The organism is Patescibacteria group bacterium (assembly GCA_018897295.1).
Classification (GTDB): Bacteria; Patescibacteriota; Minisyncoccia; order RBG-13-40-8-A; family RBG-13-40-8-A; genus JAHILA01.
Window position 1 is genome coordinate 1 of record JAHILA010000004.1, and the last position, 21,523, is coordinate 21,523.

Consider the following 21,523-nt stretch of genomic DNA (forward strand, 5'->3'; position numbering starts at 1 on the left):
GTAGGAGCAGTGATGGCGCCAGCAGAGGAAACCTGGAACTGGGAACTGGAACCAACAGACAAGGGGGCTAAAGGACTTGTCGTCCCAATGCCCACTCTCCCCGAACTCGCATCAACATATAAATCACCACCTCCGATATTCACGTCTCCTTCAATGTCTAAATCACCGGCAAAAGTGGAAGAAGCAGTGCCATCAATATCTAAAATCCCTGAACTAATATGGATATTATTAACTACACTCAAATCATCGGAGATTGAGGCGTGGGTAAAGGTTCCTAATGTTGAAGTTAGTGATGATAAACCCGTAAATGCTCCGCCAGTCAAAGTTGCCGTTCCGTCAAAGAAAGAACCCCCTTTAATTCTATTGGTTACGGAAAAATCATCTGAAATTGAGGCGTGAACTCCCTCAAACAAACCATTGATATATGAACTACTTGCTCTTATCTGTCCGACTACATCCAAAGCCGAATCAGGAGAAGTCGTCCCAATGCCGACGTTGCCTCCTGTAAATAAAGCAGAATAAGTAGCATTTGAAAAAGTGGAAGTGCCGGTAAATGTATTAGCAGTAACTCCTGATTGAGTATAACCTCCATCAGTAGTGATTCCTGATATTCCGGTCATAACTCCTGTAGTAGAAATGTCCCAATCGCTTGAGTTAATGTAGACAGTATTGGAATTTCCGCCAATCGTGATTGCTCCGGTTGAAGTGCCAGTTGCAATGTTTACGGCAAAGTTAGAACTGCTATTAAGATTTACAATTGCTCCGGTAACAGTAGCGCCCAAAGTTCCAGTCAAAAGTCCCGAAAAGTTAGCAACGGCAGCAGTTAGTGTGCCAGTAAGCGTCGGAGATACCGAAAGCACAAGATTGGTCGTTCCCGTAGAACCAGTCACATCACTCAAAGAGGAAATGAAGTTTGCCAATGTTGCGGATGTTCCCAAAAGTCCTCCTGTACCTGTTGTCACGAAACGGGAAGGAGTCAATCCTGTTACTGTCAGAGAAGTCCCAATCCCCACATTCCCTGTACTCGCATCAACATACAAATCATTTCCTCCGATGTTTACATCTCCGGCAACAGTTAAGTCCCCGGCAAATGAAGAAGTCGCAGTGCCGCCAATGGACAGGATGCCTGCGGTTGAGGTGATATTGCCGGAACCAGAGTAAGTTGTGCCTCCGGAAATGGCCCCGGAAAGAGTAAGGGTCGTGACATTGGCCAAAGCCCCGGCGTTTTCGGTTACTGTTCCCCACGCGCCAGTGCCAGAGGCGCTATTCTTTAAGATTTGATTAACCGAGCCGCCTGTTGGCAAATGAATATTCCCTGCTGTAGTTGCGTGAGAAATCGTAATTCCAGCAGCAGCCAATACCGACGTAGAGCCTGATAAACTAATTGGCGAACTTGCCGTAAGTGTCTGGGCGTGCAAATCATCTACTTGGTCAACATTTAGGTTGGCTACTTTGGTGGTTGAAGTAATCACAAAAGGAGCGCCTGCTGCATACGAATTTGTTAACTGGTTATTCATGGACAGAGTGGTAATACCGGACAAGGCGCCCGCATTGATAATCAAGTTGTTGATTGTATTGGTGGAGGTAGGAGCAGTGATGGCGCCAGCAGAGGAAACCTGGAACTGGGAACTGGAACCAACAGACAAGGGGGCTAAAGGACTTGTCGTCCCAATGCCCACTCTCCCCGAACTCGCATCAACATACAAATCATTATTTCCTATGTTCACATCTCCTTCAATATCTAAATCACCGGCAAAAGTGGAAGAAGCAGTGCCATCAATATCTAAAATCCCTGAACTAATATGGATATTATTAACTACACTCAAATCATCGGAGATTGAGGCGTGTGTGACAGAAAGATTATCAAATTCTAAATTTCCAGATATGTCCCAACTTGCCGAAGAATAAATTGTATTTTCCGACAAATCAGAAAATAACATATCATTACCTACGTAAAAGTCATCGGATATAGACGCAGTGCCGTCAATAGAAAGAGCGTAGGCAGGGTCAGTGTCGTTGATGCCGACGTTGCCAGTAGACAAAATACGCATTCTTTCTACTCCCCCAGCCCCTAAAGCTAATGCGCCCGAAGCATGATAATTATAAATATTCGCAACGGAAGCATTATAAAATTGAATATTAGCACTACTCATGTAGTTATTTGTATCACCAAGATATGTAGTACCCTGTAAATATGTACTTCCAAGTACGTGTAAAGGATAAGCAGGCGCCGTCGTCCCAATCCCCACATTCCCAGTACTCGCATCAACATACAAATCATTATTTCCTATGTTCACATCTCCTTCAATATCTAAATCACCGGCAAAAGTTGAAGAAGCAGTGCCGCTTGAAACCAATATACCGTCTAAATTCAGAGTACTTGAAATAGAAGCAAGAGAATCTGAAAAAGTAATATTGTCGCCAATGGTTAAATCATCGGATATTGATGCGCCTCCCTGAATATTTACAGGAAAATTAAAATCAAATCTAGTATTAGCATAATCCCATTTTAATGATGCATTAGTAATGGGATCTCCTCGTTCAAAAGTAAGATATGAATATTCTGTATCATCACTTACGTTGTCAGAATTAATAATAAACGCCTGATTTATTGTTCCTCCGATATCTGCTCCTGTGGCTGAAATTGTAGCTACGGTTAATTCATCAAAATATCCATATCTCCATCTATTGTCTGTGGTACCAATGCTTCTCGTGTTGTTATCAGGAATCAAATCAGAACCAACATAAGAATTAACTATTAACACATCAGTTGTGGCATCGCCAAATTCAACATTGCCAGATACTTCAAAATTTCCAGAAACAGAAATCCCTCCATCCGAAACATTACTAACCAATAATCCATCACCAAAATAAAAATCGCCCGAGATTGATGCTAAACTATCCGAGAAGGTAATATTATCACCAATGGTTAAATCGTCGGATATAGAAGCGTGTTTCATATTTGTTAATCCGGTAAAATATGAACTGCTTGCTGTTATTTGACCTGCAACATCTAATGCGTAATCAGGAGAAGATGTGCCGATGCCAAGATTTCCTGCAAGATAATTTTGTCCGCCAGCGGAATAAATAGCATAAGAAGTAGAACCCACTGCCTGGTCTCCAAGATAAATCCCGTAATTAGTGCCGATTGTGCTTGTGGCATCTTTAATTGGCTTGCCAATATATGCTCCATAATTTGTTTGTATGTTTGAACTGGTGTATAAAAGCGATGACCAATCAATTCTAATACCATAATTATTGGTAACATTCATATTATTATCATAGTAAGCATAGCCGTAATAATTGTGAGAATTGGTTATTTTCCCGCCATTGGTCCCGTCCCCATAATTTTCTGATTCATATCCCGCAAGATGAGTTATTGTTCCGGCTCCATTATGCTGTCCCCAACTATTTACAACTTCCATAATATTGATATTTCCCGAGCCATAATTTCTCACTGTTGAACTATCTCCCATAATCCGCCACATCGCTTGCGTTGAATCAGATTCCACGTCGGTACTGCTATAAATATTACTAAAATCGCCATTTGTGGCATTTGGATTAATGGTTAAATGAGAATCTACATTGTTAGTAATGGCATTTAAATCCGTAGCGCTGGCGCTGACGACTAATTTTGAATAATCCGTAGGAATTGTTCCGATTCCCGTATTGCCGTTATGTGCTACTGAAAATAAATCCCCCGTAGATATACTGCTTACTGCAAATAAATAATCACTTAAATCATCATCCTGGATTCCTAATAGAGCGCCAGGGATTGTTGTTCCAATACCGACATTACCGCCAACTAGAAAATTACCCGACACAGATGCTAAACTATCCGAAAAAGTAATGTTATCGCCGATAGTTAAATCATCCGAGACGGAAACATGAGTTCCGGTAAAATTTTCAACAATTAGATTATCAGAAATATTTATATTATTTATTGTCAGATCATCTGATATTGAGGCGTGGGTAAAAGAAAGAGTATCTCCTCCGCTGATATTCCCAGAACCAATAGTCAAAATACCATCACTTATAGTCCCACCAATAATTGTTCCTACCACGGTTAAATTTTTAGCCATATCCACGTTTTCGTTAAAATCAACTTCATTGTTAACATTATTAATTCCGCCTGCTGCAACAGCTTCTGAATAGTAATAATTATTCTGCGTAATTATCTGGCTGCCGATCTTAGATTGGAAATCAGTGATATCGCCAGCTATTTGAGCAAGAACTTCATTCCTGAAAACAGCAAACTGGGCATTTAATAAATCCTGATCCTTAATCACGGCCACTTCTTTTTGCACGGGAGTAACGCTGGTTATATATTGGATAATCTGCTGGGTTTCTTTATTGATAACGATTGTTTTACCTTCTATCAACTCGCGCATATCTCTTAATTTCTGGTAAAGCTCGCGGATGGAGACAAAGGATTGGTCGGAGGTATCGTAGTTATAATAGAAAGGAGTAAGCGACTTAAAAGAGAAGAATGATGGTATGCGGCCAATAGATTTTATGGTATTGCTGGACAAATTAATAACAAAACTGCCTGAATCGGAAAGTATTTTATCAAAAAATGCCAAGACATCTCTAAGTACAGGATTAAAAAACGCATTAGATTTTCTATCCACGGCTTTTATTCCTAAAATTATAGTTTCAACCGTATCAATAACAGAAGTTCCGATTTTGCTATGTTTAATATTCTTTAAAACATTTTCTAAATTAAAACTGGCTGCCAGTATTTTATTTGTTTCAATTATAGCTTGCGCTGGAAGCTTATTAATATCCTGTGTGTTATTGGAAGATATTTTTACTATAAAATCTTCGATTGGTTTTGGAATTTGCAAAACCCCGTCTTTAAACGAGGTGTAAGCAGAAGCGAAAAAAGCGAATAACATTACACTGACTAAGGACAAAACAAAGATTTTTTTGGCAAACTGACTTATTTCCGGTATCTTCCCGCCATTACCATTGGCTAGATCAATATAGTTCGTATATTCTTCCAGCCACTGAAATGTAGTCATCCAATCCCTGCCGATTTTTATGGCCTTTAATTTTCCTTGCCTCGCCATTAATGCAAAATGTTTTTGCGTGCAACCATAAATTCGTGCCGCCTCTAATAGCGATATGTATCTTTTATTGGTTAAGTTTTTGTCTTTTTTAAAACTCATTTGGGTTTTACGTTATATTCCTTTAGTGCTCCATCTTTTAGCTCTATTTTTTTAGACATATTCCTTTTGGAATATACAAAAATAGAGGTGATGTTAACTAATTAAGAATCTACGTAAAACCCTTAATCGATATTCCACCCTAATAAATATATTAACTTATCTTAATTATAGCATAAATTTACCCTGTCAATAGCTATAGTCTGTGGATAACCAAAACCCCTTATTTTTAATAAAATATAGGGGCGATAAAGGAATGAAACCTAACTAAATGCCCTTCTCTACTTATAGAGAAGTGAGTTATATTCAATTTAAAAGAACTTGAAGCTATTTACGAACATATTATACACACATATTACACTTATATTATAGATTATATCTATCAAGGTTTATCAATGTTGTCCTTGTCATCACTGATTAGAAAAAATTAAAGAGAATATCGTATAAACAAAACCCATAACAAAGACCGCGATTATAAGATATCTTATTACAAATGGAATCCTTACCTTATAATCCGGCTCTTTGTCCCCTAAATCTATTGATTTTCTGTGAATTAACACTATAGAAACACACTCAACTATTCCCATTAATGCCCCTAAGATAGTTATAACAATGACAAAGTTTTGAACACCTAAAACAAACAAAATTAAAGGAATAGAACAAGTAATAAACCATGCCCAGTTTTTCCTAAACCCAAAATCATTGAGATATGTTTCCTTTAAGGATAGTCCTAAAGCGAAAAACGATGTAATGGTTGCCAAAAAACCAAATACAGCGCCGAGCAAAACGACCCTACTGCCTAACACATCTATTAAACCACTAACAGCATTTAAAGAAGTATCCTTACCAGTTAATCCGATTGTTGTTGCTATAAAAACAAGATAAAGAATAGCCGGAATTATTGTGCCCAAGATAATTACCTTTTTGTAATGCTTCTTTTTTTCGGTGTCCGATAAAATATTCCTTATCTCTGGCACAGCAACTAGTCCAGCCAAAGAGTAAAGAATCACTCCGTAAGGCACAATCGCATTGCGCCAATTGATTGTTTTTAGATTGCTAATATCAATATAATTAAAGCCGAAATAAAGAAACAAAAATACTATTAAAATCAAGAATAATCCCATCAATAAATCTAATCCAGTGATCAATTTTAATCCGAAATAAACAGCAGCAGAGCCGATTATAAAAAATACCAAATTAAAAACAATAAGCGGCAAATTTACAATTGGGGATAAAATAGTATAGAGAAAACTTCCGCCAACAACAATATAAACCAAAAGCGATCCATAAAACCCACCGATGACAAAAAATCCAACTATCTTTTTAGCTCTCTCCCCTAAATAACGCCCGGCGTAACCAGGCAAACGATGTTTTCCTTTTGTCCTCGAAATAATCTCGCCGTAAAACAAATGAATCAGCGTCATAGCTATTGTCAGAATGAATAAAAAAATAGCTATAATCAAGAAACCAGATTTAGTTCCGACATAAGGAAGCCCGAACATACCTACTCCTACAATTGTACTCATTAAAACCGCTGTTGCTAATATAAATCCTTTCATTGATTTAATTGTAACTTAAATCCGAGTTTTCATCAAACTCGGATTTATATATTTTGACTATATTAGATATACCCGCCCTTTTTTAACCACTCAATCAAATAAGCCAGTATTATTGCCCAAACAAAACTGATGATTAAAATTATCTTTCCTTCTCTCCTTAATTTCGGCTCAGTTAAAAAGCCAAAAGATACAACTAGGCCTGAAAAAATAGGATTAAGCAAAGCAATAACAATTCCAATAATGAACCATTTTCTTTTCGAACTAATCTCAATGGCTTCTTTTTTAAAAGATATAATCATACCCCGTACTAGATTTTCGACATATTTAAGCTGAGTTCATCGAAAATCAATTAATGTTTGTTATTTATAATAATCTTTATTTGTTTAATCATGTCCCGATTGTGCTCCGACTGCAGTCGGAGCAGTCGAAAATTCAGTATCAGGGCATAGGTGAAACATTGATAAACCTATATAATTATTAAACCTTATAGACCAAATCTCCTTCTCTTACTTTTTCTTTGACTGCCATTCCAATCACATCACCTTTTTTGGCTTTATCGATTTGTTCATGCTCTACCTGCATTGACTTTACATCTTCTTCAAAATCAGTAGTATTTCCTTTAATATGGATCTTGTCTCCTTTTTTCAGCGCTTTACTCACTTCAATAATGCCAACATTAATCTTGTCGTAGTAATGGATAATTTTACCGACCAGTTGTTCTTTCGCAGTTTTTTCTGTTGTTTTTTTGGTTTTCTTAATCTCTTTTGCCATATAAAATGTTTAATTACCTGCCCGCAACGCCAGCAAGCTGGCTTGCGTGGCGGGCGGGTTAATTAATTTTTTCTTTATTAATTAACTTAATGACTTTTGCCACTAATTTCACGGGGTCTGAGTCATATGCTATTTTACCCGACCCGCGGTGGCTGTTATCGACAATATTTTTAATCATATCAGCTGTTCCGCCGGTACCAGTAAGAACTCCTATTGGTTTATTGTCTTCAAAAGCAATAGTGAATTCATTAAGTGTTCCTATTCTACCGCAAATAATAATTACTGCATCCGAGGAACGAGTAAGAATCAAATTCCTGCCTGCGTACTCAAATCCAGTATAAATAATAACATCATGGTAATCAGTGGGCAAGCGATAAGTTTTAATATGGGAAATCTTGGAAGCAGCTGGAGACAAACCAAAAACAACGCCACCCTCTCCTTTGGCCCCAATAGCAGCCCAATAAGGAATGCCCACCGTGGCTCCAGTAACCAAAATTCCATTCTGCCTGACTATCTCTCGGCCGACTTCCTTGGCTTTTTCTAAGGCATCTTTTGCGCAATGCCCTGTTTGAGCTGCTCCTGATACACAAATTTTGTATTTCACCCCGTAGTAGATTTCCGACTACTGACAATGTTTCGTTGAAAATCTAGGTTAGTTGATTATTGTTTTCTTTCTTTATTGTACCCCTGTAGTTGTGTCGCCTATGGCGACCAGTCGGAAATTCACTACGGGGTTCATAGTTTGATTATATCACAATTCCACGACTTCTCCAAGTTTTGGAACTGATGCTGGTATGCCCAAATTATCCTTTATCAACTGCACCAATGGCTTCGACGACAATTCTTCTCCCTGGACTGCCCAAATATGCTTTACTGGCTTGGAAAAATTATTTAACCAATCATAAATTGCTTTCTGGTCAGCATGCGATGAATATCCTTCAATTGAGGCCACTCTTGCCCTAACCAGCACTTCATCGTCAAAAATTTTAATCTTTTTTTCTCCCTCTAATAGGCGGCGACCCAAAGTTCCTTTCACTTGATAATTAGTTATTAAAAGACAGCTATTCGGGTCAGGCAGATACAGCTTTTCATGGAATAAAATTCTGCCGCCAACCGACATTCCGGAACCGGCAATGATTATTTTCGGAGGAGAAATATTGTTTATAGCTTTTGATTCTGTAACCTGCTCCGTATAAATCAACCCGGGAAATTTAAAGAAATCTTCTCCGCGTTTAATCATTTCGGTTGTCTCTTTATTAAAATATTCCGGGTATTTTTTATAAATCTCGGTTGCTTTTATTGCTAATGGACTATCTATAAATATCGGCATCTGTGGAATCCTACTATTCTCCACCAATTCATTTAATTCACAGAGCAATTCCTGAGTTCTTTCAACGGCAAAAGCAGGAATCATTAGCACTCCTTTATCGTTGAATGTTTCTTCAATAATATTTTCCAGAATTTCCTTCCTTAATTCTCTTCCTTCGTGAATTTTGCCACCATAGGCCGATTCAACTAAAATATAATCCGCCTGATCAATTTTCGTCGGCGGTTTTAAAAGAGGGGTAGGCGCATTGCCCAAATCACCCGAGAAAACAATTTTTTTACCCTCTGCCCAGATTTCAATTATTGACGATCCAAGCATATGACCGGCATCATTAAATCTAAAATGAATATCGCTTTCTAATTTATGTTTTCTATTATATTTAACTGTCTTTATTAAACCCAAAATTCCCTCAACGTCCTTGTCTTCAAAAATCGGCTCTATGCCTTTTTCCCGCGCCTCTCTCTTTAGAATCCCACAACTGTCGAGAAGAGTTATTGAAGCTAGCTCTTTTGTCGGCGAAGTCATAAAAACCTTGCCTCTAAACCCGTATTTATATAATTTGGGAATCAAGCCGACGTGATCAATATGGGCGTGAGTAATAAACAAGTAGCTGACCTCTTTGGCATTAAAATGGAATGGCTGATAATTTCTTTCCAGCGCATCCTTGCCTCCTTGTAGCATTCCGCAGTCGATTAAAATTTTGACCGCCTTTTTATGGGCAACTTTAGCTTCTAATAAATATTTGACGCCAGTTACTTCGCTGGCACCGCCGTAAAAAGTTAATTTCATAAGTTTTACCCCAAGTGAAGTCGAGGGGTTGCGACAACTAATATATTATTTTTCAAGATTTTAAGCTCCTCAATTTTAAATCCTGCCTTTTCAAATAATCCTCTTATTTCCCTTTTTGAAAATACATGATAATATCTTCTCTTACCGTGAAATGGAATAAAGATGTCCTTACGGAAAAACGATTTTATTTTCCAGCAAGTGGCGATTACCTTTCCTTTTGGCCCGAGAACCCTCTTAATCTCGCTGAGAACGCGCTTTCTTAGCTCGGCTGTGGGTATGTGGTGCAAAACAGCAATTGCCCATACGGAGTCAAAATTTTCCTTAAAAAATGGTAAACTTAATATATTAGCTGTTTTAAAATGATTTCCGTATTTCTCAATATCCTTCTGGATTAGATTCTCGGAAAAATCCACGCCAGTATAATCAACATTCCTATTTTCAAATATCTTGTATAATCTTCCGTTTCCGCATCCTAAATCCAAAACCCTTTCATTGCCTTTAACATATTTTTTGAGTTCGTCCATTAAAAAGTCATATTTATTTCTGGTCTTATCAAACTCATCAGCAATCTCATTATAGGTCTGTTTATTTTCTTCTAATATTTTATGCGCTTGTTCTAAATTCATGACAATTGAAAACTACATAATTGGATCTATATTAAAGCAGAAAAAAATTACCGAGAAAAAACTTGATACTATCAAACGCCAGGCATCTTTAAGATATAAAACATCAATTCCGACAAACATCAAACTACTTAAATCATATCACGATATCATTACCTTAAACAAGGCGAAACCATCGCTATTTTTAGAAAACATCCTTAAAACCAGAAAAATAAGAACTTTATCCGGCATTGCTGCAATAACAGTTATTACTAAACCCTACCCTTGTCCTGGCAAATGCCTTTACTGCCCCCAAGAAAAAGACATGCCCAAAAGCTATCTCGCCAATGAACCAGCCTGCATGCGCGCTGTTTTAACCAAGTTTGACCCATATTTACAGACAGAAACCCGCTTGGAATCACTGGGAATGACCGGCCACAACACAGATAAAATTGAACTGATTGTTTTGGGCGGCACTTGGTCGTATTATCCAGCCAAATACCAAAATTGGTTTATCAAGCGATGCTTTGATGCCTGTAATGGGAAAACTGCAAAAAATCTTAAAGAAGCGCAAAAAAATAATGAAAAGGGTAAACACAGAATCATTGGATTGACTCTTGAAACCCGGCCTGATTTTATTAATGAAAAAGAAATTGAGAAGATGCGAAAATTCGGCTGTACCAGAGTAGAATTAGGAGCGCAAAGCATTTATGATAATATTTTGCGAAAAAATCTGCGCGGACATGGCATTAAACAAACGATTCTTGCCACGAAGCTTCTGAAAAATGCGGGAATGAAAATTACTTTTCATATGATGCCCGGGCTTCCTGGCTCTAACCCGCGAAAAGACGTAAAAATGTTTGAGGAATTATTTATAAATGAAGATTTTCAGCCAGACCAATTGAAAATTTATCCCTGTGTTGTGCTAAAAAACGCTCCTTTGTACAAATTATGGAGGAATAAGAAATATAAACCATATTCTAATAAAGAATTGTTGAATCTTCTAATAAAAATAAAATCAAAAATTCCGCCGTATGTCAGAATTATCAGAATTATCCGCGATATCTCTTCGCAAGACATTGTTGCCGGCAATAAAATGTCCAATCTAAGGCAACTATTACAGCAAGGAAGGGTAAAATGTAGATGCATAAGATGCAGAGAAATACGAAATTCGAATATCGAAACCCGAAACATCAAACTCATACGACGCAACTACAATGCTTCTGGCGGAAAAGAAATATTTTTATCATTTGAGGATGTAAAAAATGATAAAATCCTGGCATTTTTAAGATTACGCATTACAAATAAATGGGCTATTATACGCGAACTCCATACTTATGGTCAGGTTGTGGCAATAACGGATAAAAATAAAAATGCCCAGCAGCATAAAAGTTTGGGCAAGCAATTAATGGCAGAAGCGGAAAAAATCGCCAAAAAAGAATTTAATTTCTTAAAAATAGCAGTTATTGCCGGCATCGGCGTCCGCGAATATTACCGAAAATTGGGATATAAATTAAAAGGAACCTATATGATTAAGAAATTAATTTAATCGGGGAAATTTTTTATTTATAACACGACAATTAATTCACGATCGTAAAAATCTTATCATATTTATCGTATTATTAAATTTTAATTTCTTCCACTAATAATAATCTAACGAATCTTTGTAATTTGTAATTCTTAATTAATTGTTGTGTTACTTTTAATACGTCATATGGACAAACAAATATACTCTTTTGAAGATTTTGGTATCCCAGGTATTTGAGTTGTCTACGAAATAAGTCACGACTTCTTCTTGATGTTTCTGGAATATCGAATAAGACCATCTGCCATTTTTTATCGGGACGTTGTTTTCTGTTTTTTAATTTAATACCAATATTAAATATTTTTTTCATACCATGATCCGTAATCATAACTGCTTTTCTGTTTTTAAGATCCTTAACCTGTAAATATCCTTTATTTTTAAGATATCTCACCATTCTGGTAAATCTTTCCTTTTTGTTTTTGTCGCGATATTTTTTCCAATATACATCTCTAATACCATAAAAATCAGGCCAAATCATTTCAAAAGGATCCTTAAATCCATACCATTTTCCCGATAATGCCTCATCTTTTATTTGATCTTTTATTTTTATTAATTTCCAAATATCCCAAAGTAATTTTTCCGTAAGTCGAATTTTCATAAACTTATAATCAAGTTTAACACCTAATAATTAATTCACGATCGTGAATTAATTATAACATATCTATTCTACAATAGAAATAACGAAATAAATAACGATAAATAATAATAAAAACGATAAAAACTTTAATCCCCGTTGTTCCTGCCCCAAATACAATATTCGCATTCTGAATGATGAGATGGAATCGGCCCATTTAACAATCTAATTGCATCATTTAAAGTTTTTCTGGCCCTATTGGGGTCTATTTTTAATTTTATGGGCTTAACATTGAAAATTACCGTGCCGTTTTCTTCAACATGTTCAGGATAATAATATATCAAATAGCCACAATCACTAACCGGATATTCGTTTTCTTCAAGCATTAGCGCATAGCAATCAAGCTGATTACCGTAATATTTTTCCGAATCGCCTTCTTTTGGCGCAAACCCGCGGGTTTTATAATCCAATGGGAAATATTTTCCATCTTTTTCCCCGCAATCATCCAATGCTCCGAATAAAGTTATGCCCAAAGATTCATCAGTAAACTTCAATCCAGTTCTCCAGTTACGCCATTTGTTTAAAAGTTTATGGTCGTGAAACAATTTCCCATCAATCTTGCCTTTAAGCTCTGGAGGCAATTCTCCTTTTTCTCTGTATTTATCAAAATAATCTTTTATCACCAAATCCATTCCTCCTGGCAAAGACGGAAATATCCCCCGTGGCCGGTGGATATTTTCATTTAATTGCAACCAAAAACATCTTGGACATTCAAAAAATAAATTCAAACTCGATGGCGAGAGCCGAATTATTTTTTTCATTTTGAGAAAAAGATTAGAGAATCAATTATCACATCAAGATAATCATTTACATCTCTTTCTTTGTTCCCACCGATAACAACATCCTCCCACTCAGTTAATACAACTCCATTATCCAAAAGCCGGACATCTTCCTCTAAAACATCAAGGCTTTTATTTTCTCGGATTAATTTTACTGATTTAAAAAGGAGGTTTGAATAGTAGTTTAATTTCTCCATTTGGGTTTGATAATCAATGCAAATATCTTTTTTCGAATTCAATTTAATGCCAAAATAGATAGTTAGACCCCACCCAACAACAATCAAAATTATCAATAAAATTATCAATGCCTTGATGTTGAAAACTAATTGTTTAATTTTTTTGAACATAGATTTTTACTTTTATTCGATTTCGCCTAATTCCTCAAGGATTTCAGGCGGTATCGGTATCGGCCCCCTAGTAGGGCTTTTGCCAGGATATTTCCAGGCAGTAATAATTTTTATCTTCCCTCCTCTCAGAACTTTATACATTGCCCAAAATTCATAAGTGTGCTTCGAACTATTCGGCTGCATCACTGCAATTGTCCCTGGCGCAATGCCAACCTCTTTTCTTTTAGGATTATTTATCACTCGTTTAACTCTGTTCTCTGATAAGTTGTATTGCCTCATCTTGGAAGCAGAATGCATTGTCCATTCGAATCGTTCTGTATTTTTCGGCGCCTTAAGCATCCTTATTTAATCTCGTACCGGACATCATTTATACGCACTCCTTGAGTGACAACCGAAAAATCAACAAAAGTTACATCCGGCATTGAAAAAATAATCCGATGCTGTTTAATTTGGAAAAAATCTAACATATATTTTTAATCTATTAATTAATTATTATCTTATTAATTATATCACCTTGCTCTATTTCTTGCACTACATCCATGCCGCTTATTACCTGACCAAAGGCAGTATAGCGTCCATCCAAATCCGGCTGATCTTTAGTTGTTATAATAAAGAATTGGCTGCCATTGGTATTCGGGCCGGAATTTGCCATTGAAATCGTTCCGACTTTATGAGGAATGGATTTGAGCAGAAAATTAAATGTATATCCCTGGCTTTGCAACTGCACAATTAATTCGTCTGACAATCCAAGCGCTTTTGGGTTAATTTCGTCCTCAAATGTGTATCCTGGACCGCCAGTGCCAGGATCACCTGATTGAATCATAAAATCTTCGACAACGCGATGAAACCTCACGCCGTCATAAAATCCCTGTTCTGCCAGTTTTATAAAATTATCAACTGTATTTGGCGCTGCTTTCCTGTATAACTCTAACTCAATACTGCCTTTCTCGATTTGTATTGTAACCTTAATAATCTTACTGGATTTATTTAAACTGATAAAATAGAAAATTGCAACTACAACAATAACTAAAACAATTAGTGCAATTCCGATAATGAGCATTGTTTTTTTGTTCTTTTTCCTTTTCAGCTCTTGCTGGAACTGCGCTTCGATTTTCTTTTGCTCCCTGATTTTTTGTATTTTTCCCATAATATATTCTTAATACTCTTCATTGATGCATGGTATCTAAAAACACTGGGAGTTCTGTAGGCGGCCTTGCCTTTATTCGCCCTACTTGATGCGTAATTCTTCATACTTATCCATTATATCAATAAATTTAGTAAAATTATCCATGCCCTTAAAAACCGCAAATAAAAAAATTGCCACAAATATTGCTACAATAAATAAACTTAATTTTGTTTCAACTTTCAAACCCAAAAGATTGCGCATATTTCTATTATAGCAAATTTTCTAATTCTTCCTCAACTACTTCTCTGTCGTCCCATTTGGATTTTTTATTTCCAATAACCATTGTTTGTTCCGTACCCTTGCCTAAAATAAGGACGATATCATCTTTTTGCGCCAAAGAGAGCGCTTTTTTGATTGCATTCCGTCTATCTAAGATTATTTCCGGCTTTATTCTTTTGCATTCAGCCGCGATTTCATCAGCAATTTCCTGTTCGTCTTCATTATAAGAATCCTCTGTACAGATTATCACAATATCGGAGTTTTCCGAAGCAATTCTGCCCAATTCCGGCCTTTTCCACTTGTCTCTGCCCCCGCCAGCAGAACCAAAAACAGAGATAATTTTATTATGCGGCATCTGCTTAAATACTCTAAAAACCTTTTCAAATGAATCGGGTGTATGCGCCAAATCAACAATTACCTTGAAATCCTGTCCCGCATTAATTTCTTCAAGCCGTCCTGAAATGAATTTTACCTTTTCCAATGCTCTTTTGGCAATATCTTCGGAAATCCTCTGCGATTTTGCGATAGTTATTGCTGCCAAGGCATTATATTGGTTAAATTCCCCGATTAAATTTAATTTAAAATCAATTTTATTGGCTTTCAAGCTGTACTGATACTTATTTTTAATCGGAATTTTTAAAAACCACCCAACATTTTTATCATCTACATTATAAATTCCAAAACTATTCTCGTTCTTCGCTGCTACTTTAAATAATTCCAGTTTCGCTGACCTGTATTTTTCAAAACTTCCGTGCGCTTCAATATGTTCAGGCGCCAGATTTGTAAACACCGCTCCGGAAAATTTGATAAACTTATGCCTGAATTGCTTTATTCCCTCTGAAGTCACTTCAATTATTGCGTATTTGCAGCCATTTTTGACCATTTTCGCCAATGCTGACTGGATAAAAAATCGTCCTGGCATAGTCATATGATATGGATTCATTATTTCCTCTTTGCCTATGTTTATAGTCAAAGAAGAAATCCAGCCAACCTTGTATCCGGCTTCTTGAAAAATTTTCCCCGTTAAAACCACGGTTGTCGATTTACCTTTTGTTCCAGTAACCCCGATTACAATCAATTTTCTCGAAGGAAAACCATAAATAATGGCGCCAATTAAAGCCAATAAATAATGGTAAATATTGAAAATAAATTTAGGTATGAATTTTTTCATAAGAATTTCTTGGCAATTTTATAAATCCGATACCATATTGGTTGGAAAATCAAATCAAATGCGCCTGGGTAAGTGATTTCCTTGCCGCCAAAGCATTTTTTAAACCTGGTTACGCCTGGCCATTTAATTTCATCAATACCCCAAAAATCATATTCAATGCAACCAGCTTTTTTTGCTTCTAAAATCTGATGCCATTGCAAAAGTGGAGCTGCCATCAAATTTCTATATTTATAATCAGATGCTCCGTGCAAATAAATCGCCCTCTGTTTATAGAAAACAACAATATTCGCAACAATAATCTTACCATTAAGCTCTGCTAAAAACAATTTCACTCCTGGAATCTCCAGTATTTCTTTGTAATATTCTTTTGCATAATGTCTGAACCCGTCCCTCTTGCCTGTTTTAAGTGTTAACCTCCAAAATTCCTCAAAATCATGCTGATTATTGCCTGTTCTAAGTATAATTCCTTTTTTCTGCGCCAAGCCAATATTGTAGCGCATCTTGCTGTGCATCTGATTTAAAATTTCCTGTTCTGATTTAGTAATATCTAAAATTATAGTTTTTAATGGCTGAATATTTTTTGACTTTATAAATCCGAATTCTTTCAATAAATCTTTATCAATATCTTCTTCGGGCTCTAATTTAAAAAATATTGCATTTTCTTGTTCTGCAATTTTTTTAATCCTATCTACGAATGATTGAAGCCGAGCCTGCCTGCCGGTAGGCATGGCTTGCCCGCCGACTCGGCCTTCGCAGCCGCTTCGGCGAAGGAGGCAGTCTGAAGGACACAGGCGGGGTGAATAGAAATAGGACTTATTCATCGGCAATTTATGTTCAATAACATTGATTCCATCTATTTGCCAAACATTTCTTCCTAATCGTTTTTGAAAATCAGCCCATTCATTTGATTGTAAAAATGATTTTTTCATTATTTCGTCCCACTCAGCGGGATTTGCCCAAAATTTTTAAAGCATGTCTAACTTTATCTCCAACTTCCTTTATTGCTTCTGGAACTTTTTTAAGCGCTTCCCTGGCCTCCTGTAATCTGTAACCCAGAGAAACTAAGGCGTCAATTGCCTCACCGTCAGTTCCGAATTTCTCGTCTATAAATTCTCCGCCAACCTTATTCTTTAGTTCTAATATAATCTTTTCCGCTATTTTCTTACCAATGCCGGAAACTTTTGTCAAAATACTGCTTTCTTCATTGGCTATGGCTTTTTTCAGATTTTCGACTGATGCTACATTTAAAATATTCAGAGCTCCTTTCGGCCCAATGCCGGATATAGAAATCAATAATTCAAAAAACTCCAAATCTTCCTGATTCAAAAATCCATATAAATCCATAATGTCCTCGCGCACATGCAAATGGGTAAATAGTTTTATTTTACTGCTCTTTTCGGGCAGGTTTTTGAACGTATTAACGGAAATATAAACCTTATAACCAATGCCGTTAACATCAATCAATGCATATTTATCCGTACTATATTCAATTTTCCCTTCAATAGAGCCAATCATTACTTTTATTCTACCTTTTATTTGACGTCAAATCAATAATAATTTGCAAAAAAAAATAATGTCTGATATTATCTTAATATGCCCCGTAGTGAATTTCCGACTGCTGCGGAGCAGCATAATAATTTTAATTAGTCGGAAATCTACTACGGGGTATGCCTATTACAAAATCAGCAGAAAAAGCATTAAGGCAAAATAAAACACGAAGGCGAAGAAACCTGCGTCGGCTTAATGTTTTGCGCGATACAGTCAAAAAAATCAAAAAACTAGTTATTGAAAACAAAAAAGCAGAAGCATTAAAACTTCTTCCATTGGCTTATAAAGCAATTGATAAGGCTGCGAAAACCAAAGTTATAAAGAAAAATAATGCGGCAAGAAAAAAATCGAGATTAACTAAATTTATCTCTAGAGGTTCGTTAAAAACAACTCTAGGGCAGCAGTAATATCTGTTTTTCCGAGTTTTGATTCAAAATCTATTATCATCAACTGATGATAGATTTTTTTTAATTCTTCAAAAGTGAAATTATCCATCTGCTGTTTTGTTTTTCTAGCAACAAATGGATGTAATCCTAATAATTCGATATCTTCGGCTGTTTTTGCCTTAATCAGATTTCTGATTTGATACGCTATCATTGATAATAAATAATATTCGCTCTCTCCGCTTTTAATGTATTGGCCGAATAAAGATAATGCTTTAGTTTTTTGTTTGTATCCGATTGCATCAACTAATTGGAAAATATTCAAATCAATTTCCGGCCTGACTAATAATTCCACATTTTCCAAACGTATGGTTTTATTATGGGAAAGTAATTTATTCAATTCATTGCTCATTCTCCATAAATCATTGCCGACCCACTCTATTAATTTATCTACTGCCAAATTATCGATTGAACCTTTCTGTTTATCAATAAAATCCTTAATCCATTTTTTCAATTGCGCGCCTTGCAATGGTTTAAATTCTTTGCATTCTGCTTTGGATTTTAAATACTTTTGAAGTCCATTCGTTGACCCGCCTGCCGGCGAGGCAGGTGAGGCAGACTCGGCCCAAAAAACAATCGTTATATCTTTATTGTCTTCAATTTTTTTCTTTTTTAAAAATTCTAATATTTCATCCTGGCTTTCCTGGTTCAAAGAAAAAACATCTTCAATAATAATCAGTTTTTTCTGGCTGAACATGGAAACTGTATCTGCTGTTTGCTTTAATTCCTTAAAAATCTCAACTTGCTTGTCGCTGGCATCAATTCTAATAAAATCAAACCAATCAGAATTATCTATTCTGTTTTTCTCAATCATCCTGCGCAATTCTTCTTTAGACCTATATGCATCTTGTCCGTATAAAAATATGAGCATATTAAAATGTTTCCCATTTTACTTCTGTTGTCGGCTCTACGATCTGAAGCCAGATTTTGCCTGGCGCGAATTCAATTTCCTTGCCTTTGTCATTTAAAAATGTAAGCTTTGAATCGCTGTAAGTACCGGTTTTTTTCCAATAACCTTTTATTTCCTCCCCGTTCTGGTAAATTTTCGCCTCTCCTTCGCCTTCAACATCAACTTCATTATAATCCGGCGGCTCAATCATGCGCGATTCTGCGCGCATAACAATTATTACGCTTACTTTTACCTGATTATTATTATTTTTATCTGTTTCCTTTAAATTGTTCCTGTATCTCTCATATAGATTTTCTTCTTTATCATATGCATAAGAAACTTTGAATTCTCCGCCATAGCCAATGGACAAACGACCGCCTGTATTCGGACTTGACCCGCCTTGACTCGGCGAGGCAGGTAATTTTGATTCTGATTTTTTCAGATGCGGATAACCGGAAAATTTGGTTTCCATGCGATAGCCAAGTTTTTCCGCTGCATTCAACAACCTGTCCATTGTAGTGAATCCGTCATGAGGCATAACTATTCCTGATTTACGAAAAAAGCTGTCATAAGGATTTTCCATTGCATCAAGATTATCCATAATTCCTTTATCCAGTTTATCTAAAGCAAAATGCGAACCGCCCCAATGCGCATAAATTGCATCAAGGCCCATAACCAAAGGAATGTAATCGTGCCGCGCGCTTCTTACAGACCCAATTTCATCTGGGGACTCGCATCCATAAATAGCTAATAGGCGCGTAATCCCACCAGTAATGACCGGCATTTCAATTACAATATCTGCCTGACTGATTCCCGAAAGCGGGCGGGTGATTGCATCAGTTGCCAGCATCACAGCAATGAGCCTGCGATTGTAATTCACGCATTTTTCTCCAGTAATCGGACTGATGCCATTTTTATTTGTCGTATTTTGCTGTTGATTATCATTTCCAATACTAATGCTTCGGTTCCCCAGCTTCCAAAACAAAAATCCCGCAACAACCAGAACTATTATAACAATTAGAATTATTTTGAATTTTTTCATAATTAAAATAAATTTGTCTGTTTGGATTGTATCTCCGCTTTTTTCTCTGCTTCTCCTCCCGGCAAACGACGCAATAATGTATTAAATCCTAATTCAATAAATAATTCCCGCACTTTATCCATATCAAAATGATTCTGCCAATCAAGTTCTTTTAAATCAACCTTTATCGGCACGTTTTGACGGATAGTTACCAGTCGCTTGCTAAAAAATGCCATTTGTTTGTCGGCTTTTAACTTTTCTACCACTGACTTACTCAAGGCATGGCTGTCAATAATCTGTTTCTCTGTAAGTTTATCTAATTTTTTATACAAATTTTCTAAAGTACCAAATTCCTTGAGCAAATTACTCGCTCCTTTTTCTCCAATTCCTTTTACTCCTGGAATATTGTCCGACGGATCGCCTCTTAATGCTTTATAATCAATCATCTGGCTCACTTTTAAGCCGTATCTTTCCTCAACTTCTTTTTCGCCATATATCATTATGTCGCTCAAACCCCTTTTCATTGTATAAATACTGATATTGTCATCAATTAACTGCAATGTGTCTAAGTCGCCGGTCACAATTAAAATATCTATTTCTTTATTCGTGTATTTTTTCGCAATTGTACCAATAATATCATCTGCTTCAAATCCTTCTTTTTCCAAAATTGGAATGCCGAATGCCTTTAGAACTTCTTTTGTGCGCGGGATTTGCGCATAGAGTTCATCCGGCGCTTTTGGCCGCTTGGCTTTGTATTGGTCGTATTCAATATGCCGAAATGTCGGAGCTGCTAAATCAAATGTTGCTGCCATATAATCCGGCTTCAGCTCATTGATTACTTTTATTAATGCCGAGAAAAACCCATAAACAGCATTAGTAAGTTCGCCTTTGCGCGTAGTTAAAGGAGGAAGCGCATGGAATGCCCGATGCACCAAAGCATTCGAATCAATTAAAACAAGTTTTTTCATATTCGTGGAAATTAGTTCTGATTTCATCAGAACGAAATATATTCGCCTTCGGCGAATGAAATTTATTCGCTACGCTCACGAAATTAGTTCGGCCTTTGGCCTCACGCAATTTATTTTTTTGTCTTTTGAAATGTGGCTGAAATCCATCTATTCAATTTAATTAATAACTTCTCGGCAATATCTTTAAATTCCTTATATTTATCTAATTCTACTTTTTCTCTTTCTTTTAATAACTCTATCCAATAATTATTACATTCATTTAGAGAAGCCCTGGCATTATAGTAAAATTTTATTTTGTCTAAATAATGAAATCTTCCATATCCTTCGGTAATATTCGCGCCAACCGAATCAGTAGATTCGATAAATTGGTCGCCGATGATTTTTTTCATTTGCCAATCAAATGGCTCATAAATTTCCCAACCGATTTTAGATAACTCTCTCGCTAATTTATAAACTTCCAAATCCTCTAATTTTATATATACTTTATTTTTATTTATCTCCATATATTTCCCGTAAC

The 21,523-nt window shown here is 36.3% G+C and carries 22 protein-coding genes; 2 read left to right on the plus strand and 20 right to left on the minus strand.

What is annotated here, in order from left to right; genetic code table 11:
• The 7 genes from KKI21_00430 to KKI21_00460 all read right to left on the minus strand — a co-directional run.
• On the minus strand, positions 1-5,171 hold a 5,171-nt coding region (locus tag KKI21_00430), incomplete at its 3' end, for a hypothetical protein (protein ID MBU4284694.1).
• Positions 5,172-5,578: 407 nt separating this feature from the next.
• Complete coding sequence (locus tag KKI21_00435) at positions 5,579-6,727, minus strand: hypothetical protein (GenBank protein ID MBU4284695.1); 1,149 nt, start codon at positions 6,725-6,727, stop codon at positions 5,579-5,581.
• A gap of 62 nt (positions 6,728-6,789) precedes the next feature.
• Positions 6,790-7,026, minus strand: a complete 237-nt coding sequence (locus KKI21_00440) for a hypothetical protein (protein ID MBU4284696.1) — start codon at positions 7,024-7,026, stop codon at positions 6,790-6,792.
• A gap of 178 nt (positions 7,027-7,204) precedes the next feature.
• A complete protein-coding gene (locus KKI21_00445; GenBank protein MBU4284697.1) occupies positions 7,205-7,498 on the minus strand; it encodes a translation elongation factor-like protein in 294 nt (97 codons plus the stop codon).
• A gap of 58 nt (positions 7,499-7,556) precedes the next feature.
• On the minus strand, positions 7,557-8,102 hold the full coding sequence (locus tag KKI21_00450) for a hypothetical protein (GenBank protein ID MBU4284698.1): 546 nt from the start codon (positions 8,100-8,102) through the stop codon (positions 7,557-7,559).
• Between the two features lie 147 nt (positions 8,103-8,249).
• Positions 8,250-9,614: an MBL fold metallo-hydrolase gene (locus tag KKI21_00455; protein MBU4284699.1), complete on the minus strand. Its 1,365-nt coding sequence runs from the start codon at positions 9,612-9,614 to the stop codon at positions 8,250-8,252.
• 5 nt (positions 9,615-9,619) lie between these two features.
• Positions 9,620-10,240 carry a class I SAM-dependent methyltransferase gene (locus KKI21_00460; protein ID MBU4284700.1) on the minus strand — a complete coding sequence of 207 codons (621 nt, stop codon included), beginning with the start codon at positions 10,238-10,240 and terminating at the stop codon, positions 9,620-9,622.
• Here KKI21_00460 and KKI21_00465 point away from each other — a divergent pair.
• Positions 10,239-11,765, plus strand: coding sequence for a tRNA uridine(34) 5-carboxymethylaminomethyl modification radical SAM/GNAT enzyme Elp3 (locus KKI21_00465; protein MBU4284701.1), 1,527 nt, complete (start codon positions 10,239-10,241; stop codon positions 11,763-11,765). The genes KKI21_00460 and KKI21_00465 overlap by 2 nt on opposite strands.
• A 73-nt stretch (positions 11,766-11,838) precedes the next feature.
• Here the strand turns inward: KKI21_00465 and cas2 are convergent, their stop codons facing one another.
• The 9 genes from cas2 to ruvA form a co-directional block, all read right to left on the minus strand.
• The gene (cas2, locus tag KKI21_00470; GenBank protein MBU4284702.1) at positions 11,839-12,399 is read right to left on the minus strand and encodes a CRISPR-associated endonuclease Cas2; all 561 of its coding nucleotides are present in this window, start codon (positions 12,397-12,399) and stop codon (positions 11,839-11,841) included.
• A gap of 125 nt (positions 12,400-12,524) precedes the next feature.
• Complete coding sequence (locus KKI21_00475) at positions 12,525-13,196, minus strand: PD-(D/E)XK nuclease family protein (protein ID MBU4284703.1); 672 nt, start codon at positions 13,194-13,196, stop codon at positions 12,525-12,527.
• The gene (locus KKI21_00480; GenBank protein ID MBU4284704.1) at positions 13,193-13,561 is read right to left on the minus strand and encodes a hypothetical protein; all 369 of its coding nucleotides are present in this window, start codon (positions 13,559-13,561) and stop codon (positions 13,193-13,195) included. The genes KKI21_00475 and KKI21_00480 overlap by 4 nt, the downstream gene beginning before the upstream one ends.
• Positions 13,562-13,573: 12 nt before the next feature.
• The gene (locus KKI21_00485) at positions 13,574-13,900 is read right to left on the minus strand and encodes a hypothetical protein (protein MBU4284705.1); all 327 of its coding nucleotides are present in this window, start codon (positions 13,898-13,900) and stop codon (positions 13,574-13,576) included.
• A gap of 142 nt (positions 13,901-14,042) precedes the next feature.
• Positions 14,043-14,621 carry a peptidylprolyl isomerase gene (locus KKI21_00490; protein MBU4284706.1) on the minus strand — a complete coding sequence of 193 codons (579 nt, stop codon included), beginning with the start codon at positions 14,619-14,621 and terminating at the stop codon, positions 14,043-14,045.
• 168 nt (positions 14,622-14,789) lie between these two features.
• Positions 14,790-14,948 (minus strand): hypothetical protein, encoded by a 159-nt coding sequence (locus KKI21_00495; protein ID MBU4284707.1) that lies wholly within the window; start codon positions 14,946-14,948, stop codon positions 14,790-14,792.
• Positions 14,949-14,955: 7 nt separating this feature from the next.
• Positions 14,956-16,137, minus strand: coding sequence for a UDP-N-acetylmuramoyl-L-alanyl-D-glutamate--2,6-diaminopimelate ligase (locus KKI21_00500; GenBank protein ID MBU4284708.1), 1,182 nt, complete (start codon positions 16,135-16,137; stop codon positions 14,956-14,958).
• Positions 16,134-17,066 (minus strand): peptidoglycan bridge formation glycyltransferase FemA/FemB family protein, encoded by a 933-nt coding sequence (locus KKI21_00505; GenBank protein MBU4284709.1) that lies wholly within the window; start codon positions 17,064-17,066, stop codon positions 16,134-16,136. Before KKI21_00505 ends, KKI21_00500 begins: the two co-directional genes overlap by 4 nt.
• 13 nt (positions 17,067-17,079) lie before the next feature.
• Complete coding sequence (gene ruvA, locus KKI21_00510) at positions 17,080-17,652, minus strand: Holliday junction branch migration protein RuvA (protein MBU4284710.1); 573 nt, start codon at positions 17,650-17,652, stop codon at positions 17,080-17,082.
• A gap of 152 nt (positions 17,653-17,804) precedes the next feature.
• Between ruvA and rpsT the strand changes: the two genes are divergently transcribed.
• Entirely contained in the window at positions 17,805-18,092 is a 288-nt protein-coding gene (gene rpsT / locus KKI21_00515; protein ID MBU4284711.1) for a 30S ribosomal protein S20, read from the plus strand.
• On the opposite strand, the gene holA is transcribed toward rpsT, so the two are convergent.
• The 4 genes from holA to KKI21_00535 all read right to left on the minus strand — a co-directional run bounded on the left by holA (position 18,055) and on the right by KKI21_00535 (position 21,503).
• The gene (gene holA / locus KKI21_00520; GenBank protein MBU4284712.1) at positions 18,055-18,999 is read right to left on the minus strand and encodes a DNA polymerase III subunit delta; all 945 of its coding nucleotides are present in this window, start codon (positions 18,997-18,999) and stop codon (positions 18,055-18,057) included. The genes rpsT and holA overlap by 38 nt on opposite strands.
• A gap of 1 nt (position 19,000) precedes the next feature.
• On the minus strand, positions 19,001-20,059 hold the full coding sequence (locus tag KKI21_00525; GenBank protein ID MBU4284713.1) for a DUF3048 domain-containing protein: 1,059 nt from the start codon (positions 20,057-20,059) through the stop codon (positions 19,001-19,003).
• 2 nt (positions 20,060-20,061) lie between these two features.
• Positions 20,062-21,006 (minus strand): hypothetical protein, encoded by a 945-nt coding sequence (locus KKI21_00530; protein MBU4284714.1) that lies wholly within the window; start codon positions 21,004-21,006, stop codon positions 20,062-20,064.
• Positions 21,007-21,116: 110 nt separating this feature from the next.
• Entirely contained in the window at positions 21,117-21,503 is a 387-nt protein-coding gene (locus tag KKI21_00535; protein MBU4284715.1) for a four helix bundle protein, read from the minus strand.
• Positions 21,504-21,523: the final 20 nt, after the last annotated feature.